A 24,618-nucleotide genomic window follows, 5' to 3' on the forward strand; every position below is an offset into this window, starting at 1 on the left:
TTGAAGGGTGACTGAGCTAACCGCGAACACCGCAACCCCTGTAGTAGACCCACTCGCCAGCACCGCCCAGAGCGGGGCCGCAAATTACCCCGGGCTCGACGCCTGGCGGGACCTGCCTATTTCCCAGCAGCCCACGTGGTCTGACTCAGAAGTCTTCAAGGCCTCCGTTAAGGAACTTTCCGTCGTTCCGCCGCTGGTCTTTGCCGGCGAGGTGGACGTACTACGGGAGCGCTTGGCTGCGGCCGCCCAGGGCAAGGCTTTCCTTCTGCAGGGTGGAGACTGTGCGGAGACCTTTGAAGCCGCGACGGCCGACAAGATCAGCGCACGCGTCAAAACGATCCTCCAGATGGCCGTGGTGCTCACGTATGGTGCGGCGATGCCGGTGATCAAGATGGGCCGGATGGCAGGCCAGTTTGCCAAGCCCCGCTCGTCCAACGATGAAACGCGCGACGGCGTGACGCTTCCCGCGTACCGCGGAGACATCGTCAACGGCTACGATTTCACACCGGAGTCCCGCGCGCACGACGCCGGCAGGATGCTGCAGGCTTACCACACTTCGGCGTCCACCCTGAACCTCATCCGGGCGTTCACCCAGGGCGGCTTCGCAGATCTTCGCCTGGTCCACCAGTGGAACAAGGGCTTCACGGAGAACCCGGCACATGCCCGGTATGAGTCCCTTGCCCGTGACATTGACCGTGCCATCATGTTCATGGACTCGTGTGGCGCTGACTTCGAGGCGCTCAAGCGTGTTGAGTTCTTCGCCAGCCATGAGGCACTGCTGCTGGACTACGAGCGAGCACTGACTCGCATCGACTCGCGTACCGGCCTGCCGTACGACACTTCCGCCCACTTCCTCTGGATTGGCGAGCGGACCCGCGAACTCGATCATGCCCACGTGGACTTCCTGTCCCGTGTGCGGAACCCCATCGGCGTCAAGCTTGGCCCCACCACCAGTGGGGACGACGCCCTGCGCCTTATCGACAAACTGGACCCGAACCGCGAGCCCGGCCGCCTGACATTCATTACCCGCATGGGTGCCAAGAACATCCGCGAGAAGCTGCCGGCCGTCGTCGAGCGCGTCACTGCCTCAGGTGCCCAGGTACTCTGGGTGACGGACCCGATGCACGGCAACACAGTGACCTCGCCCAACGGATACAAGACCCGCAACTTCGACGACGTGATTGATGAAGTACGTGGATTCTTTGAAGTACACCACTCCCTGGGTACGGTGCCGGGTGGCCTGCACGTCGAAATGACCGGCGACGACGTCGCCGAGTGCCTGGGTGGCGCAGATCCCATCGATCAGGACGCTTTCCTGGACCGCTATGAGTCCGTTTGCGATCCACGTCTGAACCACATGCAGTCCCTCGAGATGGCATTCCTGGTGGCAGGCGCCCTCTCAAAGAGGTAGCAGGAGGCAAATGGGCGGTCCGGATGAATCCGGACCGCCCATTGTTTGCCTACTTCGGGTTGCCGTCCCGTCGATCTACTACACGACTCGATCTACTAGACGACCGTCAACCTCACCACTGAATCCTCAGGTATCTCGGCGTTCACGGGGTTCTGATCGCGGACTGTGCCGAAGAAGCCTCCCAGCACCTTGTTGATCTCAACCTTGAACCCGAGCTTCTTCAGTTCCTTCTCGGCCTCATCCGCCTGCTTGCCAATAAAGCTCGGGACGCGCACCAACTTGGGTCCCTTGGAGACGGTAAGGGTCACTGTTTCGCCGCGGACAAGTGTGCCATTGCCAGGCGTCTGTGCCACCACGGCGCCCTTGGGCACGGTTTTGTCATTGACCGTCTCTGGGGCAATGGCTGCCTTCAGGCCAGCGTCCTGGATGGCCTTCACGGCTGCGTCCTGGGGCAGGCCGCGCACATCGGGGACGGGGATGGGCTGGGGTCCCTTGGACACCACAAGGGCAACCGGCGTGCCGTGGCGTACTTCCTTGCCCTGGGCGGGGTCCTGGGAGATGACAACGCCTGCTGGGATCTTTTCGTCGAATGCATCAGTGACGGTGCCGAGGGTCATTTGGGCGGCATTCAGTGCTGTCTTTGCTTCATCCAACGTCCCGCCTGCCAGCCCAGGCAGGGCAAAGAGTTGTGCGCCTTTCGAGACGAATAGCGCGATGGGTTGAAACTTCCGCACCACCTCCCCGGACTTGGGTTCCGTCCCGACAGCGAGTCCAGCCTGGACGTCGTCGTCGAACACGTCCTGGGGCTCGGATTGGAATCCTGCTGTGCGCAGGAGTTGCTGGGCTTCAGCTACGGTCTTGTTCTTGACGTCCGGAACGGTGCCGGGAGACCCAGGGCCCATGCCAAAGAACCAGCCGGCAGAACCTGCCAGCAGCGCAAGGATCACGATCACGACTGTCCAAATAGCAGCGCGGCGGCGGGGATTGCCTTCACGCAGGGGACGCATTGGGGTGGAGGCGGCCCGGGCCCGCTCCTTAGCCTGCTGCCGTTCCAGCTTTTTCTGCTCCCGCTTGCCGGGTTGACGCAGGTCATCGTCCACACCGGGGAGGGCCAGGGCGGCATTGTGCGGTTGCCGCGCTGACGTTCCAGACGCTGCCATGACGGTTGTCGGGTTGCTCTGGTGGGAAATGAATTCGGTGGGCGACGCTGACGTGGCAAGGGCCTCGGTTGGATTTTCCTGGGGATTGGCCAGCGGGCTGACCGCCGCAGCGGAACCGGCGGGGGAGAGTGGGCGTGAGGACGGCTGCCTATGGTCCAGTTGCTCGTCGCTGAGGGTGGTCCGGATGTGGCGCAACTCGGACAGCAAGGCAGAGCCGTCCACCGGCCGGTTCTCGGCATCCACCGCAGTACACCACTGAACGAGTTCGTCCAGGTCTTCAGCAAGTCCGGGAGCGGCCTCGGAAGGGCGGCCAACCACGGCATTGACATGCTGGTATGCAACCTGGATCGGCGACTCACCAGCATAGGGCTGCTTGCCCGTGAGCATCTCGTAGAGCATGATGCCCGCCGAGTAGACATCGCTCCGGGCATCAGCTGCTTTGCCGAGCACCAATTCGGGAGCCAGGTAAGCGACCGTGCCGATCAAGGCACCGGTACTTGTGGTGGCCGTGACAGCCCTGGCCAATCCGAAGTCGCCTACCTTGATCCGGCCGTCTTCGGCTATCAGGACGTTCTCGGGCTTGATGTCGCGATGGATGAGCCCTGAGCCGTGGGCTGCCGCTAAACCTTCGATGACCGGATCGATCAAAGCCAGGGCCAAGCGCGGTGGAAGCGCTCCCTGCTGGTTGATGACGTCACGAAGCGTATGGCCTTTGACATACTCCATCACCAAATAAGCGATGTGCCCGTCCTCGCCTTGGTCCAGCACGCTGACAACATGAGGATGTGAAAGGCTCGCGGCGGCCTTGGCCTCGCGGCTGAGTCGCTCCAGGAACGTCTCGTCATTGGCCAGATGGGGGTGCAGGACTTTGAGGGCCACGTCGCGCTCCAGGCGCTGGTCCGTGGCCAGGTAAACAGTGGACATCCCGCCCCTCGCAAGCCGTGAGCGGACGTGGTAGCGCCCGTCCACAGTGGTCCCGATGAGGTGGTCCTGCGTTGGTTCTTGCACCATACGATCCTAAACGAGGCAGGGAAGAGGCCCGAATCCGCGGGGATCCGGGCCTCGTCCAAAGGTGCTTGGGGCGGCTTAGCCGAAAGTGCGTTGCCGGGCTTTGATCGATTCGACGTAGCGCTTGGTGTCGTCGTACATGCCGTACTTGCTGACCGAGTACTGCCCCTGGTAATAACCGGCGATGGCGTTGTCGAGATCCTTACTGGTGGCGACAAGTGCCCTGATGATCGCGACGCCGGCCGTCGCATTGTCATACGGATCCAGGAGATTGAGCTTGCGCCCCACCAGATCAGATGCCCACTGGCCGGAGGAAGGAATGACCTGCATGGTGCCAATGGCGTTGGCTGGGGAGACCGCACGCTGGTCGAAGCCGGATTCCTGCTCGGCAAATGCCAATGCCAATGACGGGCTGACTCCCATTCGGCGGGCTGTATCAGCCACGATCGTTTTCATTTCATCCCGGCTGGGGACAGGCGAAGCGTTCAGCAGCGCCTTGTTCTCGTTCGCCGAGCTCACCACCGCCGGCGGGTAGGTGAAGCCGAGGAATGAACTCGGCACCAGTGGCTTGGTCTCCCCGGCCGGCTGCAGTGACGTGGTGCCCGGGATGGTCAGCTTCTGTCCCGGGTAAATCACGGTGGTAGCAGAAACTGTGTTGACGCTCATCAACGCCGACAACGATACGTTGTGACGCGACGCAATCGAGCTCAGGGTGTCGCCCGCCTTGATGGTGTAGGAACCTGTGCTGGCCACCGGGGTGGCCGCTGGCGCCGGTGCAGGAGCCGAGGGAGCTGACGGTGCAGAGCCGCCACTGACCTTGATCTTCTGGCCAGGGTAGATGATGGAGCTGCCACTGAGGTTGTTCCAGCTGAAGATGCTGGACAGTGGTACTCCGTGCCGGGCAGCGATGGCGCCCAGCGTATCCCCGGAAACCACAGTGTAGGTGGTGGCGTTTGAGGGTGCAGCCGGGGCCGGGGCCGGGGACTGTTCAGGGGCGGCCGGAGCGGTGCCTGTCAGTTTAATGGTCTGGCCAGGGTAGATCAGCGTTGTTGCCGTGAGCTTGTTCAACTGCAGGACAGCGGACGTGTCCAGGTTGAAGCGCCGCGCAATGGCACTGATGGTGTCTCCGCGGACGATCTTGTACGTGTCCGGCACGGAGGGGGCCATGGGCTGCAGGGCGGCAGGAAGCGTTGCGGCAACCGCCTGGGCAGGAATGACGTTTCCCGCTTTGGCCGCTTGGGCCTGCATGGCTGCAGCGAGGGTGGCGGGAACCTTGCGGGGCTGAGGTGCCGGCGTCGCCATGGCTGGCTGGGCCAAGGCAAGCGAGGACAAAACCACAGCGGGAAGCGCAGCCGTGGTTGCCGCAATTACCGGCATGCTCATGGTTCGTTTCGGCGAGCGGGGCGTCGTCATGGAGTGTGTCCTCATCTCAGCAGCGGGAATAGGTTTGTGTTGCCGCTGTTACCAGTGTTGCCAATGTTACTGATGTTATCAATGATGCAAGTGTGATCAGTGTGAATCTCTCACACTTATTCAATCGGCACAACAATTCCCGCCGTCCGGAAATCACCTCGCCGAATTCATCCGCATGAAAAGGTGACTTTCGCCCGCCCGCAGGGACCGCCGTCGCACTCCGGCTAGGCGAGTGACAGCCCGGCGTGGCAACCTTGTTCCGTGAGTAATGTAGAAAGCCTTGTTTCCGACTGGATGCCGCTGCCGGATGTCGCCGAGCTGCTGGGAGTTTCCATCACCAAAGTCCACGGACTGCTGGATGAGCGCGCGCTCGTGGCTATCAGGCGGGGGGAACGGAATATCCGGTCGATTCCGGCGTTGTTTATCCAGGATGGACACGTCGTGGACAGCTTGAAGGGAACCATTGCGGTCCTCAGCGATGCTGGTTACAACGACGAAGAACTTATCGTGTGGTTGTTTACGCCCGACGATTCATTGCGGGGACGGCCTATCGATGCGTTGCGCGAAGGACGCAAGACGGAGATTCGGCGTCGCGCCCAGTCCCTCGCTTGGTAGTTGGTTAACGGGCAGCCTGAATTCCGTTAGAAGCAGTTAAAGAGCGGACGACGGCGGTTCCTGACCGCCGTCGTCGTCCCAACCAGTGGGAATAGCCCCGTTAGTCAATTGGAATAAGCCCGCTCAAGCGGCCCGACTGACAGCCGCCTCAGCCAGTTGGCGCAGTGCCGTGAGCGGTAATTCTTCCAGCGGCAGCTGTTCCAGAGCCGCAAACGCTTGGTCGCTCAGCTCGGCAATTAACGACTCTGTGGCGTCAAGGGCTCCGCAGTGGACCATAATGTGGCGGATTCTGGAGACTTCGTCCTCGCCCAGATCCTGCTTTCCCAGCATTTCGTCCAGGTATGCCGCTTGATCCGTGGGAGCCAGGTTAATGGCAAATCCAACCAGCACAGTCCGTTTGCCCTCGCGGAGGTCATCCCCCGCGGGTTTTCCCGTTGTTTCGGGGTCACCGAAAACGCCCAGGACGTCATCACGTAGTTGGAAGGCCTCGCCGAGCGGCAATGAAAATGCTGAATATGCCTTCAGCAACTCCTTTGAGGCGCCTGCCAACGCTCCGCCCAACGCCAAAGGATGCTCGGTGGAATACTTTGCGGACTTATAGCGAATGATGGAGGTGGCCCGTTCCACTGAACCCGCGCGATCGCGTACAGGGCCAGCTACTTCCTCAAGGATGTCCAGATATTGCCCGGCCATCACCTCGGCACGCATGAGATTGAATATGCGGCGGGCCTCGCTTCCGGATGCTGCCCTGGGACCTATTTCCGTAAAGGATTGCTCGCTGAAGGAGAGGCAAAGATCGCCGGTCAGGATTGCCGCTGCATGCCCGAACCGTTCATTGTCCAGGGCCCATCCGTTGGCCTCGTGGAGTTGGCTGAAGCGACGGTGCACACTGGGACCCCCGCGGCGGGTATCGGAACGGTCAATGATGTCGTCATGGATCAGGGCCGCAGCTTGGAAAAGTTCGAGGGCACAACCGGCTGTCAAGATGTCCGCGTCCCTTGCCGTGCCGCCCGCACCGCGCCAACCCCAGTAGCACATCAGCGCACGAAGTCGCTTTCCGCCTGTGACGAGATTCGATATCGACCCCATCAAAGGCGCGACATCCGGTGAAATCGTGGCCATCATGTCCTGCTGGACCGCCAGGAACTCGTTCAACTTCCCGGCTACGCCGCCAATAAACTCGTGTTGCTCCGTGTGGAGTTGGGAAACGGGCGTCACTTGACGGACCCGGCCGCCACGTTGGCGCCAATGGTGAATGTGGAAACGCCTTCCTTTTGCCTTACAGACACATTTACTGTTTCACCGTCACCGCGAATGAAGTCGATCGACGTGACGTTTCCTACGGCTTGGGCGCCCGGAACAACCTTGAATCCTTGGGCTTCAAGCGAGGTCTTGTAGTAGTCCACCACGCTTTCCGGCGGAGCTTTGACAGTTCCCACGAGGGCAACTGTGGCAGGAGACGCGTTTTTGTCGTAGCTGCTGGAACGAACCGACGTCTTGGGCATCACAGCGATGAGTTGTTCCGGAAAGCCGGGGACCAGTGCGCCGACTGTGGCCGTCGCACCGGGTGCCGGTACGGCTGAACCGGACGAGCCAGGAGTCTGTGACGAAGACGGGGAAGTGGCTGGGGAAGAGGGCGCTGCCGTGGAGGAATCAGAGGGGTTCCCCGATCCGGATGTGGCCGCCGGGCTGCTGGGGGACGGAGTACAGGCGGAGACCGCCAGGGCGACACTCGCTGCGAGCAGGGCAAACCCTCGCGATTGAGGAGTTCCAAAGAGCTTCACAGGGGTATCCTTCCTTGGGCTGACGGGGGACTGTGCCTCCAGTTTAGTCAGTGGCCGGGCATAGTATTGCCGTTGTGAGGCAGGAAGCATTCGGTAGCGCCCAAAGCGCGGGTCGCGAGCCAGCCCGCAGCGCTCAAGATGCCCTGCGGGAACAGCGGCGAACCAGCATCCTGCATGTGGACATGGACGCGTTTTTCGTCTCCGTGGAATTGCGTAGCAGGCCTGAACTGCGTGGCAAGCCAGTGATCGTCGGCTTTCCTGCTGAACGTTCCGTGGTGTTGTCGGCATCCTACGAAGCCAGGGCCACAGGTGTGAAGTCGGCGATGCCTATGGCTATTGCCATGCGCATGTGCCCGGGCGCTGTCATCATCCACCCCCGCCACAAGCTCTACTATGAGGTCTCCGCGCAGCTCATGGAGATCTTCGCGTCCATCACGGATCTTGTGGAGCCCCTGAGCGTTGACGAGGCCTTCCTGGACGTCGGCGGTGCAATCCGACGGCTCGGATCGCCCTTGGACATCGGCCACCTCATCCGCCGTCGGGTTCGGACTGAACTTGGTATCACCGCTTCCGTGGGGATTGCCGGGACCAAGTTTGTGGCGAAGATCGCGTCCACCCGTTGCAAGCCGGACGGCATTCTCCAGATCGACGCCGAGGACACCATCCCTTACCTCCACAGCCTGCCGGTCAATGCCCTCTGGGGCGTCGGCGGCAAGACGGCCGAGGTACTGGCTCGCCTGGGCATTCGGACAGTGGCTGACGTGGCGGCTACGCCTGTGGCATCGCTGAAAAAGGTCCTTGGCGCCAGCGGAGAACATGTGCACCAACTGTCCATGGGGATGGATCCCAGGCCAGTCACTCCCACCAGGCTGGAAAAGAGCATCGGGGCGGAGGAGACCTTCACCACAGACTCCGCAGACGACGCCTTGCTGAACAGGGAGCTCCTGAGGTTGTCCCATCGCACGGCGGCACGGCTGCGGAGTTCGGGGATGCTGGCCCGGACCGTGGCATTGAAAATCCGATTCGCCGACTTTTCCACTGTGACCCGCAGTAGGACGGTGCACACTCCCGTTGACAGCGCCCAGCTGATTTACCAAGTGGCCGTGCAACTACTTGAGTCCCTGGGAACCCGCTCCATGAGCGTCCGTCTTGTAGGTGTCCGCGCGGAGCAGTTGGAACCTGCGGACCAAGCGTCCATGCAGCTCAGCCTTGACCGGCGGGATGACAACTGGCGGGCTGCGGAACAGGCCCTTGACCGCGTTGCGGAACGCTTCGGCTCCAAAACGCTGCTCCCGGCAAGGCTCCTGGAACCGGGCAAGCTCCTGGAACCGGGCAAGGCTCCTGACGCTCAATGAGCCAGCCCTGCGATGCCGTGCAGGTGCCTTCCACGCGTCTTTCAGAACAGCGTCCGACAAACTATCCTAATTAGTACAGATATTTAGATCGTCTGGACAGCTGTTTCCTGAGCAGTCGGTCCCGGGATGTCCGCTAACAAAGCGGAAATTTTTTGGGAACGCTTTTCTTGGCCCGATCGTTTTGGAAGCAGACGCACAGGCCGCGATTCGTCCAGACGCTGGCTGACTAAAGGAGGTCGCGATGCCCCTCTCGGAGCATGAACAGAAGCTGCTTGAGCAACTTGAGAAGCAGCTTCATGAGGACGATCCGAAGTTTGCCAACACCATGGGTTCGGATCCCATCCGCAGCTGGTCAACCCGGCACGTGATAATTGGTGTACTCGGTGCCATCGCCGGCATTCTCCTGCTGCTTGTCGGCGTGTCACTCCAACAGATTTTCGTTGGTGTCCTCGGCTTCGTCGTGATGGGCGCGGGTGTCTACTTCGCGACTCTTCGGGGTGCGGCGTTCGGCAAGGCCCGGAAGGGTAAAACCGGAAAACCAAAGTCCAAGAGTTCGTTCATGAGCAACCTTGAGGAGCGCTGGGACGAGCGTCGCCGCGACGACAATTGAGCGTGGCTACCTGCATTAACCCGGAACTGGATCCTTTCGAAGCGACGTTTCCTTAATTACCTGTGCCAGTAAATGGTGCACGCCCCTGACTTGCAGGGGACACAAAAAAGACCCTTTGGCGGGTCTTTTTGCGTTTAACAACGCTGTCCTCCACTTTCCACCCCCCGGAGGCTTGGCAGCCCGCTATGGATCCGCAGCGCGACCAGCCTTGGCGCTGATTCCACCCAGGCGCACGGAGCCACTCCAGGCCTTCCCTTAGTCCTCCACTTCCCCCCACGCGCTTGGATCCGCGCGATTACGCGGCTGTCGAAACTCAAAGTGGTGGAGAAACGCCCCAACGTGCGTTGACTGTGGGGCTTTGTGGAGTAAAGTGGAGCGCATAAGAGGGTATTGGCAGTGTTGGGTATGAACGGGCACCTTGACTGAGGGGCGGTGGGCCGGTGTTTCTTGGCACCCATTCCCCACGCCTTGATGAAAAGGGCCGGATCATACTTCCCGCGAAGTTCCGCGAGGAGCTTGCCGAGGGCCTGGTTCTCACAAGGGGTCAGGAACGCTGTATTTACGTCTTCAGCCAGAAGGAATTCGAGCGCATTCACGAATCGATGCGGGAGGCACCACTGTCCTCCAAGCAGGCTCGTGATTACATTCGGGTTTTTCTGTCTGGAGCCTCTGACGAGGTACCTGACAAGCAGGGGCGCGTGACGATTCCACCGGCGCTCCGGGCCTATGCAGGGCTTGGCCGGGAATTGGCAGTTATTGGTGCCGGCACCCGTGCGGAGATCTGGGACGCCGAGGCTTGGAATGAATACCTCGCTGAGAAGGAAGCAGCCTTCTCGGAAACCGACGACGACAATCTGCCTGGGTTCATCTAGCCGGTCGGATGGGGCCCTGGCCCTGGTTCTTGGATGGGATCTCCAGCCGCCCATCGAACTGTCTTCCTGGCTCAACTTCCCCTGAGCCAGGCCGGCGGAACGATAGGCGCGGATGGGGATCCGATCCAAGGAACTAAAAGCAAGCGATTGAGGAAAGAGGAGGCAACGTGGAAGAGCAGGACGCGGCAAAGCCCACATCTGAGCGCCACGTGCCCGTCCTGAAGGACCGCTGCATCAACTTGCTCGCCCCCGGCTTCGAAGCGGCGCGGTCCAGAGGTGAGACTCCAATCGTTATCGATGCCACCCTGGGCATGGGCGGCCACTCCGAGGCCATGCTGCAGCGCTTCCCGGACTTGCACCTCGTGGGGATCGACCGCGATGAGGAAGCGTTGGCCTTGGCCGGCGCGCGGCTGGAACCGTTCTCCGACCGCACGGATCTGGTTCATGCGGTCTATGACGAAATCGAGGACGTCCTTGCCGATCTCGGCATCCCGGAAGTCCACGGCATCCTCATGGACCTGGGTGTCTCGTCCCTGCAGTTGGATGAGCGTGAACGCGGCTTCGCCTATTCCTATGACGCGCCACTGGACATGCGGATGGATACCAGCCGCGGACAGACAGCGGCGGACGTCGTCAATAACTACAGCGAAGAAGACCTGGTTCGCATCATCCGCAAATGGGGTGAGGAAAAGTTTGCAGGCAGGATTGCCAATCGCATTGTGAACGCCCGCGCGGAGAAGCCCTTCGCCACCACCGGAGAACTCGTTGAGCAAATCCGTGGTGTAGTACCTGCTGCTGCCGCCAAGAGTGGTGGCCACCCGGCAAAGCGGACCTTCCAGGCGCTGCGTATCGAGGTCAACGAAGAGCTCGATGTCCTGGAACGGGCCGTTCCGGCCGCCGTCGCTGCGACCGCAATGGGCGGGCGGATCGTCGTCATGTCCTATCACTCGCTGGAGGACAAGATCGTAAAGGCCGTTTTCCAGGCCGGATCCAAGTCCTCTGCTCCGCTCGGATTCCCCGTTGAACTCGAAGAACACAAACCCGAACTGAAAACGCTGACCAAGGGCACGGAAGTGCCCACGGCCGCAGAAATTGCCGAGAACCCGCGCGCGGCGTCTGCCCGACTCAGGGCCGTGGAGCGCATCAAGCCAAGGAGAGTCGCATGAGCACCGCCGCAGCGAAGACACTGCCCTCCGTGGTGGGCAACACCGCCCGGGCACTCCCGGCTCCAGCCGGTAAGCCCGACGCCGGTCGCAGGGTGCGTACGCCGCTCTCGCTTGTGCGCAGCGCCCCAGGGAAGCGGCGTACTCCGTTTGTTGTCCTTTGCTTCGTGGTCATGGCGGCTGCACTGCTGACGGTGCTCGTGCTGAACATTTCCGTATCCACAGCCCAGTACCGGTTGGTGCAGCTCAAATCTGAAGCAGCCACGCTGAACAAGGAAAACCAGGACCTGACACAGAAGAAGCAGAACTTCGAGGCTCCCCAGAATCTGGCTGCAAAGGCTGCAGAATTGGGAATGGTACAGTCCACCGTCAAGGGCCAGATTGATCTGAACACCATGGCGGTCACCGGAAAGGCAACCCCGGCTGTCAAGGGAGACAACCCCGCGGCCGTGATCGCCCCTCCGGCCGTTGCTGGCCAGCTTGATGTGGTTCCCTCGGTGACTACCAGGGATCCATTGGAGAACCTCAAGCCGGCAACACCTGCAGCGCCCGCGGCCACATCGGCTGCGCCTGCTGCCAAGCCGGCAACCCCGGCAGCCGCGCCCGCGGAGCTTCACGGGGGATCCGTTCCCGCTCCCCAGCAGAAGGCACCAGGGCACTAGCCCGCAAGATCACCGAAGCAAGGCCAGCAGCAAGGAATCAACGTGGCGCAAAACCCCGGCAAATCAAAAAAGACGAAGGTGCCGGCGGCAAGGAAGCGGCTCCGGGTTGGTCTTGGCATCATGCTGACACTGCTGTTGGTGGTGGGCGGGAAACTCTTCATGGTCCAAGGCCTTGATGTCGGTGGCATGGCGGAAGCCGCCCTTGCCAACCGCCTCACGCCACAGGTACTGCCAGCCGAACGCGGCAGGATCCTGGACGCTAACGGTACCGTCCTGGCCAGCAGCGTCATCCGCTACAACATTGTCGTGGATCAGGTCCTGAACACTGCCACTGCTGAATTCAAGCGGTACAACGAGAAGACTGAAGAAGTAGAGACGGTCTCGCGCGACCAAGGGATCTCCGAGTTGGCATCGCTCCTTGGTGCCGACGCTGCCAAGGTCAGGGAGTCGGTGACCGGTGACAAGAAGTACTTCACGGTGGCCAAGGATGTGAAACCCGAGCTTGAAGACCGAATCTCCAAGCTGCATATTCCCGGTGTAGCTGCCGAAGGCGTCAGTAAGCGTGTCTACCCGAACGGCAGTGTGGCCGGCGGGGTGGTGGGATTCCTCCAGGACGGCACCACGGGCCAGGCGGGCATCGAGCAAACCCAGGACGAAGTTCTCCGGGGTACCGAGGGCAAGCGCGTTTTCGAGATCGGTGCCGATGGCCTCAGAATCCCGGTGGCTACCGATGAGCTCACGCCGGCAGTGGATGGAAGCGACGTCAAGCTGACCCTCAACACGGACATCCAGTACTTCGCACAGCAGGCTATCCAAAGCCAGGTCAACAAGATGAACGCCGAGTGGGGTTCGATCATTGTGATCGACACCAAGACGGGCAACCTCATTGCCTTGGCGGACACGAACGCTCCGGACCCCAACGACCCCGGAAAAGTTGATGCCAAGGACAGGGGTGTGCGTTCTGTGACGGCCGCCTACGAGCCCGGGTCGGTCGAGAAGATGATTACTGCCTCTGCGGTGATCGAGGAAGGTAAGTCCTTCCCGCTGGACCATTTCACCATCCCACCGTCCTACACCATTGATGGCCAGACGTTCACTGATGCGTTCGAGCACGGCACCGAAGAACGCACGCTGGCCGGAATCCTGGGCTGGTCCATGAACACCGGTACCGTCATGGCCGGGAGCAGGCTGACCAAAGAGCAGCGCTACGAATGGTTGAAGAAATTTGGCGTCGGCGAACAAACGGATATTGGCCTTCCCGCGGAGGCCACGGGTATCCTCGCCAAGCCCGATCAGTGGGATGAACGCCAGCAATACACGGTGCTGTTCGGTCAGGGCGTTTCGCAGTCCACGCTGCAGACCGTGCGGGCCTTCCAGTCGATCGCCAACGACGGTGTGATGTTGCAGCCGAGGCTCATCGATAGCTACATCACCCCGGAGGGTGAAGAGCAGAAGGTTCCCGCCAAAGAGTCCCGGCAGGTGGTGTCCAAGGAAACTGCCCAACAAATGCGGGACATCCTGGAAAGCGCAGTGACCGAGGGGCAGATCAAGGACGCAGCCATTGATGGCTACAGGGTGGGCGCCAAGACAGGAACCTCACAGGCGCCCCGCGAGGATGGCCTTGCAGGCTTCGACGGCTACACGGCCTCGATGGTGGGCATGGCGCCCATGGATGACCCCCGGTTCATTGTGGAAGTCGTCCTGCAGCGTCCGAGGGGAAATATCTACGGCATCACCAATGGGCCGGTGTTCCGTTCCGTCATGTCCCAGGTCCTCAGGACCTACAACGTGGCGCCATCCACCGGCACCCCCGCGCGCCTGCCGCAGTTCGTCAAGTAAGCTTCTTGGGCGTCTGTTTCGGCCAAAGAATTTGATCCATCACTACCGACTGGGCGCCGCTGGCCCCAAGCCGGTCGTTCCACCGAGCATCAACGGAGAACCACGTGTCAGAGCACAATGAGGCCGCTTCCCACGCCGCGACGCCGGAGGCAAGCACATCCGGCTTCCGCCCGGCATCTGTGGCTGCCGTGCCTTTGTCCACCCTTGCAGAAGCGTTGGGTGTCGCCGTCCCGGAGGACGGCGACAGCAGGGGAGTGACGGGTATCTCGCTGAACTCCCGGGCCGTTGAACCGGGTGATCTTTACATGGCCTTGCCTGGGGCCTCGCGCCATGGCGCTGACTTCGTCCCGCAGGCTGTCGACGCCGGCGCAGTCGCCGTTGTCACGGACGACGCCGGGGCGCGGCAGCTTGCGCTGGCAGGCGAGCAGCCCGTACCGGTTCTTATCGTCGAAGAGCCGCGGACCGTCGTCGGGCGCTTGGCGGCCCTGATCTACCGCAGCCAACCGGACGACGGCGGGTTCCCGACGCTGTTTGGCGTGACCGGGACCAACGGCAAAACGACCACGACATACTTCATCAACTCCTTGCTCCGTGCCCTGGGCAAAACGCCGGGGCTCATCGGAACGATCGAGATCCTGGCCGGCGGAGATCCTATTCCGAGCCTGTTGACCACGCCGGAGTCCACCGACGTCCATGCGCTGCTGGCCAAGATGCGGGAACGCGGGCTGGAGGCGGCCTCCATGGAAGTGTCCTCCCATGCCGTTGCCTATCACCGGGTGGACGCTGTGATGTTCGACGTCGCCGGGTTCACGAACCTGACCCAGGACCATCTGGACCTGCACGGCAGCATGGACGAGTACTTCCGTACCAAGGCGGAGCTGTTCACCGCCGGACGGGCACGCAAGGCTGTGGTGATGGTCGATGACGAGTGGGGCCGCGAGCTGGCGCGAACAGCGGACATCCCGGTCACCACCCTGGCTGCAACGCAAGGCGTCCCGGCGGACTGGTCCGTCGCCTCAACCACCGCCCGTGGACTCGGCACCGATTTTGAACTGCGGCATGCAGACGGCCGTATCCTGCGCGTACACACCGGCCTGCCGGGTGACTTCAACGTCGCGAACGCCGCCCTGGCTACCATCATGGTCCTGGCATCGGGCACAGACGTAGAGGCACTCCAGGCCGCACTCGATGCCCATGACCCCTTTACCGTTGCCGTTCCTGGACGCATGCAACTGATCTCCACTGCGCCGGCCGCCGTGGTTGACTTTGCCCACAATCCTGATGCACTGGCCCGCGCACTCCAGGCTGTCCGGTCGCGTGAAGAAGGCTCGCGGGTGATCGTGGTGTTCGGGGCTACCGGGCAGCGGGATCAAAGTAAGCGTCCGACGATGGGGGCCATCGCCGCTCGCTTGGCAGACATCGTCATTGTCAGTGACGACGACCCCCATGATGAGGATGCAGCGGCTATCCGCTCAGATGTCCTTGGAGGTGCCCACGCAGCCCGTGAGGCCGGGGACCTGAGCTGTGAAATCATCGAATCCTCGCCGCGGGATGCCGCTATCCGACTCGCAGTGGACTTGGCCACCCCAAAGGACACTATCCTCATCGCAGGTCGGGGCCACGAGGTATGGCAAGAGGTGAAGGGCGTCAACCTGGCCCTGGATGACAGAGTGGAATTGCGAGCCGCCTTGACATCCAGGGGATTCAGCGTTTCAACGGACCAGCGGATAGAGTCCTAAACCGAGATGATTGCACTTACTGCGGCGGATATCGCCCACATCACCCACGGCCGTCTAACCGGAGACGGGGACATCGTGCCCACGTCCGTCGTTACTGATTCCCGGGAAGCCACACCTGGTTCGCTCTACGTGGCGAAGCCCGGCGAGCACGCAGATGGCCATGACTTCGTTGACGCTGCCTTCGAGCGGGGTGCCGTCCTGGTCCTGGCAGAACGCGATGTCACCGACGTCGAGGGCAAGCCGTATCCCGCCGTCGTCGTTGACGACGCCGTCCTCGCTATGGGAGCCCTAGCTGCCGAAGCCGTCCGCCGCATCCGCTCTGCCCGGGAGCAGCGCGGCGAGGAATTCACGGTGATCGGCATAACTGGTTCTGCCGGCAAGACCACCACCAAGGACCTCCTTGCCGGTGTGTTGTCCCAGGCGGGGCCCACGGTTGCGCCGCAGGGTTCATACAACGGTGAGGTCGGCGTGCCCCTGACGGTCTTTGCTGCCGATACGGAGACCAGGTTCCTCGTCATCGAGATGGGCGCCACTGGCATCGGCCACATCAAGTATCTCGCTGAGATGGTGCAGCCCGATGTTGGTGTGGTGCTGGTGGTCGGCACGGCCCACGCAGGCGAATTTGGTGGTGTCGGGAACATCGCCACGGCCAAGGGCGAACTCGTTGAAGCGCTCAGTGAGCACGGCACGGCAGTCCTGAACTTGGACGATGGCCGCGTTGCCGCCATGAAGACCAGGACCACGGCCAGGGTCCTGGGCTTTAGTGCCTCCCCGGCGACCAACGAGGACGTCGAGGCCCGCAACGTTGTGGTCAACGCCGCGGGCCACCCCGAATTTGAACTTGTACTGCCCGACGGCGGCCCTTCCGTTCACGTCCGAAGCCGCCTGATCGGCGGCCATCACGTGACGAACCTGTTGGCGGCGGCTGCTGCAGCGTTTGCCGCGGGCATCCCGGCGGCAGACATTGCTTCCTCGCTTAGTTCACAGTCTGCTGCCAGCAGGTGGCGCATGGAACGAACCGAACGCCCTGACGGTGTCACAATCATCAACGATGCGTACAACGCCAATCCCGAGTCGATGCGGGCTGCACTGCGCACCCTCGCTGATCTTGGCCAGGGCAGGCGGACATGGGCTGTCCTTGGCGCCATGCTCGAGCTCGGAGAGGATTCCATCCGGGAACACACTGCCGTGGGCACGCAAGTGGTTCGCTTGAACATTTCCAGGCTGGTGGTGGTGGGGCGCGAAGCCCGGGCCCTATATATTTCGGCCATCCAGGAAGGTTCGTGGGGGGACGAATGTTCGTTCACGGAAACAGCCGAAGAAGCTTACGAACTCCTGCAACGAGAGCTGCAACCCGGAGACCTGGTGTTGTTCAAGTCCTCCAACGGCGTGGGGCTAAGGCATTTGGGTGATCGGATAGCATTACCCCCACGGGCCGAGCCCACCGGGGAAAGCGCGGTTGAAGATGCCGCAAGCGAAGGGAACGAGCTGCTGTGATTGCACTTTTGATCGGCGCCGGCGTCGCTCTTCTGGTGGCCCTGATAGGGACGCCGCTGTTTATCAGGTTCCTGGTGACCAAGAGTTATGGACAGTTCATCCGCGACGACGGACCCACCTCGCACCACACCAAGCGCGGCACGCCCACCATGGGCGGAACGGTGGTTGTTGCCGCGGTCCTGATCAGCTACTTCGTGACCCACTTGATCATGTGGATGATGAACCCGCGCTCTCCCGGCCCGTCCGCCTCCGGCCTGCTTTTGCTGTTCCTCATGGTCGGAATGGGCTTTGTTGGCTTCCTGGATGACTACATCAAGATTTCCAACAAGCGCAGCCTGGGGCTGAATGCCCGCGCCAAGCTGATCCTGCAGGCCGCAGTTGGCATTATCTTTGCCGTTCTTGTGCTGCAGTTTCCCAACGAGGACGGACTCCGTCCGGCTTCCACACAGATTTCCCTTGTCCGCGACATTCCCTGGCTGGATCTTGCCTTCGGCGGTACCGTCCTGGGGGCCATCCTTTTCGTGGTTTGGTCCAACCTCATCATCACCGCAGCTACCAACGGCGTGAACCTGACCGACGGCCTGGACGGCCTTGCGTCGGGAGCATCGATCATGGTGTTCGGCGCCTACACGATCATGGGAATCTGGCAAAACAACCAGGCCTGCGGTTCGCCCCGTGAGGCTGGCAGTGGGTGTTACCAAGTGCGGGACCCCATGGACCTGGCGCTCCTGGCGGCAATACTGAGCGCGGCCTTGGTGGGTTTCCTGTGGTGGAATACCTCACCGGCCAAGATCTTCATGGGGGACACCGGCTCCCTGGCAATCGGTGGCGCTGTTGCCGCCTTCGCGATCTTGTCACGCACGGAACTTTTGCTGGCTTTCATCGGCGGGCTGTTCGTCCTCATCACCCTTTCTGTCATTATCCAGGTGGGTTTCTTCAAGCTGTCAGGTGGCAAACGCGTCTTCAAGATGGCCCCGCTCCAACATCACTTCGAACTGAAGGGATGGGCGGAGGTCACGGTTGTTGTCCGCTTCTGGATCCTGGCGGGGCTCTTCGTGGCTGCAGGTCTTGGAATCTTCTACGCTGAATGGGTGGTACTGCTGTGAACGCAAACCAGGAGAGCGCGCCGTCGGCCAACGACCGGCTCAAGGATCTCACCAGCTGGGACGCCGACTGGAGCGGGTTGCGCGTGGTGGTGACGGGGATTGGCGTATCCGGTTTTGCTGCCGCAGATACGCTCATCGAACTTGGCGCAAAGGTTGTTGTGGTGGATGCCGCCACCACGGCCAAAGCCAAGGCACAAGCGGACACCTTGAAAATCGTGGGCGCGGTGGATGTCCTGCTCGGCGAAGAAGCAGTCAAGGTTCTGCCGCTCATCGACGGAAACAAGCCGGAACTCGTTGTGACTTCGCCGGGATGGCGTCCCGACCAGGCCCTGCTGGCCGCTGCCAAGCGCAAGCACATTCCCGTGTGGGGAGACGTCGAATTGGCATGGCGCGTCCGTGAACGTGCCGGCCGGAAGACTGCTGACTGGCTCACCATCACCGGGACCAACGGCAAGACCACCACGGTGGGCATGACCGAATCCATGCTGCAGGCAGCCGGACTCAAAGCCATCGCGGTGGGCAACGTAGGCACGCCCATCCTTGACGCGCTCAGGGATCCAGTGGAGTACGACGCTTTTGCGGTGGAACTCTCCAGCTTCCAGCTGCATTGGAGCCAATCGTTGTCTCCGGTAGCCAGCGTGTGCCTTAACGTCGCAGAAGACCACGTGGACTGGCATGGCTCTTATACCTCGTACCTTGCGGACAAGGCCAAGGTCTACGAGAACACCCAAAAAGCAGCTATCTACAACGCCGACCAAATCGAAACCGAACGCATGGTGGAGAACGCCGACGTCGTGGAAGGTTGCCGCGCGATCGGATTCACCACGAACACGCCTGGCATCAGCATGTTGGGAGTCGTGGACGGGTTGCTGGTTGACCGCGCTTTTATCGAAGAGCGTAAGGACTCAGCCGCCGAACTCGCCTCCATCTCCGATCTTGGGCCAGTGGCACCCCGCCACATGGTGGCCAACGCCTTGGCCGCCGCAGCCCTCGTGCGAGCTTATGGGGTTGAGCCTGTCGCCGTGAGGCAGGGCTTGGTCAACTATCTGCCAGGCGCGCATCGTATCCAGCTCGTGGCCAAACACAACGACGTCCTATGGATTAATGATTCAAAGGCCACCAACCCCCACGCTGCCTCGGCCGCTCTTTCCGCTTTCCACAACGTGGTATGGATTGCTGGCGGGCTCTCCAAGGGCGTGAACTATGACGACCTCGTCAAGGAGCACGCGGCCCGATTGAAGTCCGTGGTGCTCATCGGCACTGATACGGAGGCCCTGGAAGCGTCCCTCCAGCGACACGCACCGGATGTCCCGGTGATAGCGCAGCCCAAGGGCGACACTGAAAGTGTGCAGACCGCGGACGGTAACGCCTCCTCGCCGATTTTCGGTGAGACCATCATGGCCCAGGCTGTGGAGGCAGCAGCCGGCGTGGCTGAGCCAGGTGACACCGTGCTCATGGCCCCAGCGGCTGCATCCATGGATCAGTTCTCTTCCTACGCTCACCGTGGCGACGCTTTCGTCCAGGCAGTACGCGAGCTCGTGGAAGGGCAGGCACAGACCACCGAGGAGTAGCAATGGTCAGCACGCCCACCCGCGGCCGCGGCAAGGTTTCCGGGGACGTCGAAGCCAAGGCTCCGCAGGCTGCCCCCAAACAGCCCGCCCGGCTCCGGGGACACCTTCGCTCCTTCTGGGAAGGCCTGGAGGGCAAGAGCAAAGCCCCCAACAGCTCCACGTACTACCTCATTCTTGGATGCGCCCTGGCCCTCACGGCCATCGGTGTGATGATGGTGCTTTCCGCTTCCAGCGTCGAAGCGATCTCGGAAGGCAAGTCGCCGTATGCCGACGCCCTGAAGCAGGCGATGTTTGGTGTGGTCGGACTCGTGGCGATGTACCTGATCTCCCGGACAAACGTCAGCTGGATGAAGAGATTGTCCTGGTGGGGACTCGGCGCCGTTGTGGTCCTGCTGATACTTGTCCAGGTTTTCGGTCGCAGCACCCTGGGCAACCAGAACTGGATCGACATCGGCGGCATCAGCATCCAGCCCTCGGAAATTTCCAAGTTGGTTCTTTGTGTTTGGATCGCGGCGGTCCTGGCGCGCAAGGAGAAGTACCTGCATCGCTGGATGCACGTCATCATCCCCGTGGTCCCCGGCGCTGGCCTGGTCCTTGGGCTGATCCTGGTTGGCAATGACCTGGGTACCGCGATCGTTGTCATGGCCATTGTGGCTGCAGGGTTGTACTTTGCCGGGGTTCCTACCAAGATGCTGGCAATTGCCGGCGTCGCAGGAGCCGTCGGCGCTGCGGCCATGACAATCATCAGTCCCAACCGGATCTGCCGGGTGACGGCTTGGCTGGGCATGGCAGGGGATTCCTGCACCGCAGACTCCGACTTCACGTACCAGTCCACCAATGGCATGTACGGATTGGCGCAGGGCAGTTGGACCGGACTCGGACTGGGGCAAAGCCGGCAAAAATACAACTGGCTTCCTGAGGCCCATAACGACTTCATCTTTGCCATCATCGGCGAGGAACTTGGACTGGTGGGGACTCTTGTGGTCCTCGTGTTGTTCGCCATCCTTGGCATCGCCATTTTCCGCGTAGTGGTCCGGCAGACCGATCCGTTCCAGCGCACGCTCGCCGGTGGCATTATGGTGTGGCTTCTGGGACAGGCAAGCATGAACATGGCCGTGGTGACCCAACTGCTTCCCGTGATTGGCGTCCCACTGCCTTTCATTTCAGCAGGCGGCTCGGCCTTGGTGATGTCGCTGTGCGGCGTGGGCGTAGTGTTGTCCTTGGCCCGCGGACAGTTGCCACCACAACAGCGTCCCCGGCTCTTGCCGCGTCGTTTGTCCAAGACCGCACGAAAGCGTAAATAGCACTTCATGACTTCAGATTCCCCCCACGTGTCCAAGCCGTTGTCCGTCGTGCTTGCAGGCGGCGGTACGGCCGGCCACGTCAGTCCGTTGCTGGCCATCGCGGACGCAATCAAGGAAAAGCGTCCGGAAGCTGCCATCCTGGCTGTCGGCACGCCGTCGGGCCTGGAAACCAGGCTTGTCCCGGCCGCCGGGTACGAGCTCGCCACTATCGACCGCGTCCCGTTCCCACGGAAACCGGGCCTTGACTTGCTGAGGCTTCCCGGGCGCCTTGCGGGAGCCATCAAGCAAGCGGGTCGAATCCTGGACGACGCACAAGCAGATGTCCTTGTGGGGGTGGGAGGCTACGTGTGCACGCCCATGTACCTTGCGGCGCGCAGGCGCGGTACGCCTATCGTGATCCATGAGGCCAACATGAAAGCGGGGCTTGCGAACCGCGTAGGCGCACGCTTCAGCCGCCACGTCGCCGTAGCGTTTGCCGGCACGCGGCTCCGGGGTGCCCGCCACGTTGGAATGCCGATGCGACGTGCGATCTCTGGACTCGATCGAGCCTCCATCGGCCCGGCTGCCAAGGCTTCGCTGGGCTTTAATCCGGACCGTCCTGCCTTGATCGTGACCGGTGGGTCTTCGGGTGCACTGAGTATCAACCGGGCAGTCGTTTCCGCCTTGCCCGCCTTGGCTGCTGCCGGGATCCAGACACTGCACATCACCGGTACAGGCAAGGCCGTCCTGGATAACGACGGCGGCCTCCTCGCCGCTGATGGCTACAGGCAGGTGGAGTACGTAGACGGGATGGAGAATGTCTATGCTGCCGCAGACATCCTGCTGGCGCGTGCCGGCGCCGCAACCGTCAGCGAAGTAGCAGCAGTAGGGGTTCCTGCTGTGTTCGTGCCCTTGCCCATCGGCAACGGGGAACAAGCGCTCAACGCAGCCGCCCTGGTGGAAGCTGGTGGCGCCTTGATGGTCGACGACAAAGAATTCACCCCGGAATGGCTCAAAGACGAACTTATTCCACTCGTTTTGGATCGCGGCAGGCTGGACGACATGGCCCGCAGATCCGAGGCGCTCGGCATCAGAAACGCTGATCAGCGCATGGCTGATCTTGTCTTGGAAGCGGTATCCGCATGACCCACGCAAATGCACCTCTAGAGTCCCTCGGACGCGTACATTTCATTGGCATCGGTGGGGTGGGAATGTCTGCCATCGCCCGGATCATGGTGGCTCGTGGCGTTCCTGTAAGTGGTACGGACGCCAAGGACCTGCCGGTCATGCACGATCTTTCTGCCGCGGGTGCCCGCATCGCCGTCGGATACGATTCCGGCAACCTGGGCGATGCCCAGACCGTGGTGGCCGGTTCCGCAATCCGTTCGGACAATCCTGAGTTGTCCGCGGCACGCGAGGCCGGTTTGCCCGTGCTGCATCGATCCGAGGCATTGGCTGCAACAATGGACGGCCACAGGGTTGTCACTATCGCCGGCACCCACGGCAAGTCGACCACCACGTCCATGGTCGCCGTCCTGCTCAAGGAAGCAGGGTTGGATCCGTCGTTCGCCATTGGCGCGAACGTCCCGGCGCTGGGGGTCAACGCGGCCCACGGATCCTCGGATATTTTCGTCGCGGAAGCGGACGAGTCCGATGGCTCGTTCCTCAATTACCGTCCGCTCATCGCCGTCGTTACCAACGTGGAAGCCGACCACCTGGACCACTATGGAACCGCGGAAGCTGTTTTTGCCTCCTTCGACAACTTCGTAGCACTCCTGCCGCCGCACGGAGTCCTCCTGGCATGTGCGGACGACGCCGGCGCCCGCGCCCTTGCAGACCGGACAGCTGCCAAGGGAACCACGCGCGTTCTTACGTACGGAACGGGTCACGACGCCGATATCCTCCTCCAGGATGGGGGGCCGGGTGATGTCTCCGTTGCGGTGGACGGCGCCCGTCACACGCTGAACCTGCAGGTTCCCGGACGGCACAACGCCTTGAACGCGGCCGCCGCATTCGCCGTCGCGCTGGAACTTGGCGTAGCGCCCGAAAGGGCGGCCGAAGCACTGGGGCACTTTACCGGTGCGTCCCGGCGCTTTGAACTCAAAGGCCAGGGGAGGGGAGTGCGCGTGTACGACGACTACGCCCACCACCCAACCGAGGTCCGTGCCGCCTTGTCCGCCGCACGCTCGGTGGCTGGCGGCCACAAGGTCCACGTTCTCTTTCAACCGCACTTGTTTTCCCGGACCCGGGAGTTCGCCGCGGAGTTTGCAGCGGCCCTGGACACCGCGGACACGGCGCTGGTCCTGGACATCTATCCTGCACGTGAAGACCCCATCCCCGGGGTCACCAGTTCGTTGATCGCCGACCGGTTGTCGCAGGGGCGGCTGGTGTCCAGTAACGAAGCCGTGGAAGCTATTGTGGCCGCAGCCGGCGAGGGGGACATAGTCCTGACCGTGGGAGCCGGAGATGTTACCGCTTACGGTCCGGTGATTGTGGAGGCGTTGGGTGGCTAGCACCCGCAAGCCGACCTTCAAGCCCGGGCTGGAATCCAACCGGGAGAAAAAGAGCCGTCCTGCCGGGAGCTCCCCGCAAAGCGTCATCAGCGCCCAGCGCACCCTTGAGCCATCTGCACCGCAGGGCGCGAATAAACCGGACAGCGCGGACAATGTCATTGTTTTTCCGGAGCCGAAGGGGCGCCGGAAACGCAGGCTGGCCGTGTGGACGTTCTCCATTGTGGGCGCCTTCGTGGCGGCGCTCATAGCGGGCGCAATCTATTCGCCTGTACTCGCGGTCCGGACCATCACTGTGGACGGCACCAAGCTGCTGACGCCCGACGCTGTGCAGAAGGCCTTGTCAGGGATGCAGGGCAAGCCATTGCCGCAGGTGAACGAGCAGGAAATCAATGAGCTCCTGCAGCCCTTGGTCCAGGTCCGTTCGGCAACGGTGGAGGCCAGGCCGCCGTCGGAATTGCTGGTCCACGTCAACGAGCGCGTGCCCGTGGCGCTGTTGAAACAAGGTGACTCGTTCATGATGGTGGACGTCGACGGCGTACAGCTGGGAGCCACGCAGGACCAGTCATCCGTGGCGTTGCCCTTGATCGACCCCGGCGCAGGTGCCACCAACACTGGGTTGTTCAAAGCGATTGCGGCGGTCCTGAACACCTTGCCGGCCGATGTGCTTGCCCGGATGTCCACCGCCTCTGCCGCGTCCGTCGATGCCGTTGAGCTAAAACTCGTGGATGGAAAGACGATAGTGTGGGGCAATGCCGAGGACAAGGAACTGAAGGCGAAGGCGCTTGAGGCCCTGCTGAAGATGCCGCCGGATCCCAAAGTTCCCGTGAACGTCTACGACGTCAGTGTGCCCCGGCATCCATTCACCAAATAAAGAGCATTGAGCACGTAACCTGCGGGCCTCGGTGACCTTATTTCGCGACAATCAAGCGACACGCGCAAGCGGTCATTGCATGTGCGAAGCGGAGGAAATACCGTCGCAGTAGAGTTACTTGACATAACTATAACCTTCAACTAGAG

General features: G+C 61.9%; 20 protein-coding genes. 16 read left to right on the forward strand and 4 right to left on the reverse strand.

Annotation, left to right across the window (positions count from 1 at the left end; all coding sequences use genetic code 11):
- Nucleotides 1-7 precede the first annotated feature (7 nt).
- Entirely contained in the window at nucleotides 8-1,411 is a 1,404-nt protein-coding gene (locus LDN75_RS08385; protein WP_223936670.1) for a 3-deoxy-7-phosphoheptulonate synthase class II, read from the forward strand.
- Nucleotides 1,412-1,506: 95 nt separating this feature from the next.
- Here the strand turns inward: LDN75_RS08385 and pknB are convergent, their stop codons facing one another.
- Together pknB and LDN75_RS08395 are read right to left on the reverse strand one after the other, a co-directional pair.
- The gene (gene pknB, locus LDN75_RS08390; protein ID WP_223936671.1) at nucleotides 1,507-3,582 is read right to left on the reverse strand and encodes a Stk1 family PASTA domain-containing Ser/Thr kinase; all 2,076 of its coding nucleotides are present in this window, start codon (nucleotides 3,580-3,582) and stop codon (nucleotides 1,507-1,509) included.
- 75 nt (nucleotides 3,583-3,657) lie between these two features.
- The gene (locus LDN75_RS08395) at nucleotides 3,658-4,992 is read right to left on the reverse strand and encodes a lytic transglycosylase domain-containing protein (protein ID WP_223936673.1); all 1,335 of its coding nucleotides are present in this window, start codon (nucleotides 4,990-4,992) and stop codon (nucleotides 3,658-3,660) included.
- Nucleotides 4,993-5,253: 261 nt separating this feature from the next.
- Here LDN75_RS08395 and LDN75_RS08400 point away from each other — a divergent pair, with 261 nt between their 5' ends.
- Nucleotides 5,254-5,607 carry an Rv2175c family DNA-binding protein gene (locus tag LDN75_RS08400; RefSeq protein WP_223936674.1) on the forward strand — a complete coding sequence of 118 codons (354 nt, stop codon included), beginning with the start codon at nucleotides 5,254-5,256 and terminating at the stop codon, nucleotides 5,605-5,607.
- Nucleotides 5,608-5,730: 123 nt separating this feature from the next.
- Here LDN75_RS08400 and LDN75_RS08405 read toward each other — a convergent pair whose 3' ends face one another.
- Together LDN75_RS08405 and LDN75_RS08410 are read right to left on the reverse strand one after the other, a co-directional pair.
- On the reverse strand, nucleotides 5,731-6,825 hold the full coding sequence (locus tag LDN75_RS08405) for a polyprenyl synthetase family protein (RefSeq protein WP_223936675.1): 1,095 nt from the start codon (nucleotides 6,823-6,825) through the stop codon (nucleotides 5,731-5,733).
- Nucleotides 6,822-7,391, reverse strand: coding sequence for a hypothetical protein (locus LDN75_RS08410; RefSeq protein ID WP_223936676.1), 570 nt, complete (start codon nucleotides 7,389-7,391; stop codon nucleotides 6,822-6,824). The genes LDN75_RS08405 and LDN75_RS08410 overlap by 4 nt, the downstream gene beginning before the upstream one ends.
- 74 nt (nucleotides 7,392-7,465) lie before the next feature.
- On the opposite strand from LDN75_RS08410, the gene dinB reads away from it, so the two are divergent.
- The 14 genes from dinB to LDN75_RS08480 all read left to right on the forward strand — a co-directional run bounded on the left by dinB (nucleotide 7,466) and on the right by LDN75_RS08480 (nucleotide 24,472).
- Nucleotides 7,466-8,746, forward strand: coding sequence for a DNA polymerase IV (dinB, locus tag LDN75_RS08415; RefSeq protein WP_223936678.1), 1,281 nt, complete (start codon nucleotides 7,466-7,468; stop codon nucleotides 8,744-8,746).
- A gap of 241 nt (nucleotides 8,747-8,987) precedes the next feature.
- Entirely contained in the window at nucleotides 8,988-9,356 is a 369-nt protein-coding gene (locus LDN75_RS08420) for a DUF3040 domain-containing protein (protein WP_223936680.1), read from the forward strand.
- 440 nt (nucleotides 9,357-9,796) lie between these two features.
- The gene (gene mraZ, locus LDN75_RS08425) at nucleotides 9,797-10,228 is read left to right on the forward strand and encodes a division/cell wall cluster transcriptional repressor MraZ (RefSeq protein WP_223936683.1); all 432 of its coding nucleotides are present in this window, start codon (nucleotides 9,797-9,799) and stop codon (nucleotides 10,226-10,228) included.
- Between the two features lie 167 nt (nucleotides 10,229-10,395).
- Nucleotides 10,396-11,394 carry a 16S rRNA (cytosine(1402)-N(4))-methyltransferase RsmH gene (gene rsmH, locus LDN75_RS08430; protein WP_223936687.1) on the forward strand — a complete coding sequence of 333 codons (999 nt, stop codon included), beginning with the start codon at nucleotides 10,396-10,398 and terminating at the stop codon, nucleotides 11,392-11,394.
- Complete coding sequence (locus LDN75_RS08435) at nucleotides 11,391-12,053, forward strand: hypothetical protein (RefSeq protein ID WP_223936688.1); 663 nt, start codon at nucleotides 11,391-11,393, stop codon at nucleotides 12,051-12,053. The genes rsmH and LDN75_RS08435 overlap by 4 nt, the downstream gene beginning before the upstream one ends.
- Before the next feature lie 42 nt (nucleotides 12,054-12,095).
- Nucleotides 12,096-13,892 carry a penicillin-binding protein 2 gene (locus LDN75_RS08440; RefSeq protein WP_223936689.1) on the forward strand — a complete coding sequence of 599 codons (1,797 nt, stop codon included), beginning with the start codon at nucleotides 12,096-12,098 and terminating at the stop codon, nucleotides 13,890-13,892.
- A gap of 104 nt (nucleotides 13,893-13,996) precedes the next feature.
- The gene (locus LDN75_RS08445) at nucleotides 13,997-15,631 is read left to right on the forward strand and encodes a UDP-N-acetylmuramoyl-L-alanyl-D-glutamate--2,6-diaminopimelate ligase (protein ID WP_223936690.1); all 1,635 of its coding nucleotides are present in this window, start codon (nucleotides 13,997-13,999) and stop codon (nucleotides 15,629-15,631) included.
- 6 nt (nucleotides 15,632-15,637) lie between these two features.
- Nucleotides 15,638-17,128 (forward strand): UDP-N-acetylmuramoyl-tripeptide--D-alanyl-D-alanine ligase, encoded by a 1,491-nt coding sequence (murF, locus tag LDN75_RS08450; protein ID WP_223936691.1) that lies wholly within the window; start codon nucleotides 15,638-15,640, stop codon nucleotides 17,126-17,128.
- The gene (gene mraY, locus LDN75_RS08455) at nucleotides 17,125-18,234 is read left to right on the forward strand and encodes a phospho-N-acetylmuramoyl-pentapeptide-transferase (RefSeq protein WP_223936692.1); all 1,110 of its coding nucleotides are present in this window, start codon (nucleotides 17,125-17,127) and stop codon (nucleotides 18,232-18,234) included. The genes murF and mraY overlap by 4 nt, the downstream gene beginning before the upstream one ends.
- Complete coding sequence (gene murD / locus LDN75_RS08460; RefSeq protein WP_223936697.1) at nucleotides 18,216-19,805, forward strand: UDP-N-acetylmuramoyl-L-alanine--D-glutamate ligase; 1,590 nt, start codon at nucleotides 18,216-18,218, stop codon at nucleotides 19,803-19,805. Before mraY ends, murD begins: the two co-directional genes overlap by 19 nt.
- A 2-nt stretch (nucleotides 19,806-19,807) precedes the next feature.
- A complete protein-coding gene (ftsW, locus tag LDN75_RS08465) occupies nucleotides 19,808-21,109 on the forward strand; it encodes a putative lipid II flippase FtsW (RefSeq protein WP_223936699.1) in 1,302 nt (433 codons plus the stop codon).
- A gap of 6 nt (nucleotides 21,110-21,115) precedes the next feature.
- Complete coding sequence (gene murG, locus LDN75_RS08470) at nucleotides 21,116-22,234, forward strand: undecaprenyldiphospho-muramoylpentapeptide beta-N-acetylglucosaminyltransferase (RefSeq protein WP_223936700.1); 1,119 nt, start codon at nucleotides 21,116-21,118, stop codon at nucleotides 22,232-22,234.
- Nucleotides 22,231-23,601 (forward strand): UDP-N-acetylmuramate--L-alanine ligase, encoded by a 1,371-nt coding sequence (murC, locus tag LDN75_RS08475; RefSeq protein ID WP_223936702.1) that lies wholly within the window; start codon nucleotides 22,231-22,233, stop codon nucleotides 23,599-23,601. The genes murG and murC overlap by 4 nt, the downstream gene beginning before the upstream one ends.
- Entirely contained in the window at nucleotides 23,594-24,472 is an 879-nt protein-coding gene (locus LDN75_RS08480; RefSeq protein ID WP_223936707.1) for an FtsQ-type POTRA domain-containing protein, read from the forward strand. The genes murC and LDN75_RS08480 overlap by 8 nt, the downstream gene beginning before the upstream one ends.
- Nucleotides 24,473-24,618: the final 146 nt, after the last annotated feature.

Origin of the sequence: Arthrobacter sp. StoSoilB5 (assembly GCF_019977235.1) — a bacterium.
Taxonomy (GTDB): Bacteria; Actinomycetota; Actinomycetes; order Actinomycetales; family Micrococcaceae; genus Arthrobacter.

Excerpts from the sequence above, each read along its gene's own strand:
- murF (WP_223936691.1), top strand. The coding sequence starts at position 15,638 with ATGATTGCACTTACTGCGGCGGATATCGCCCACATCACCCACGGCCGT.
- LDN75_RS08395 (WP_223936673.1), bottom strand. The coding sequence starts at position 4,992 with ATGACGACGCCCCGCTCGCCGAAACGAACCATGAGCATGCCGGTAATT.
- pknB (WP_223936671.1), bottom strand. The coding sequence starts at position 3,582 with ATGGTGCAAGAACCAACGCAGGACCACCTCATCGGGACCACTGTGGAC.
- LDN75_RS08420 (WP_223936680.1), top strand. The coding sequence starts at position 8,988 with ATGCCCCTCTCGGAGCATGAACAGAAGCTGCTTGAGCAACTTGAGAAG.
- murD (WP_223936697.1), top strand. The coding sequence starts at position 18,216 with ATGGGTGGTACTGCTGTGAACGCAAACCAGGAGAGCGCGCCGTCGGCC.
- murG (WP_223936700.1), top strand. The coding sequence starts at position 21,116 with ATGACTTCAGATTCCCCCCACGTGTCCAAGCCGTTGTCCGTCGTGCTT.
- ftsW (WP_223936699.1), top strand. The coding sequence starts at position 19,808 with ATGGTCAGCACGCCCACCCGCGGCCGCGGCAAGGTTTCCGGGGACGTC.
- murC (WP_223936702.1), top strand. The coding sequence starts at position 22,231 with ATGACCCACGCAAATGCACCTCTAGAGTCCCTCGGACGCGTACATTTC.
- LDN75_RS08435 (WP_223936688.1), top strand. The coding sequence starts at position 11,391 with ATGAGCACCGCCGCAGCGAAGACACTGCCCTCCGTGGTGGGCAACACC.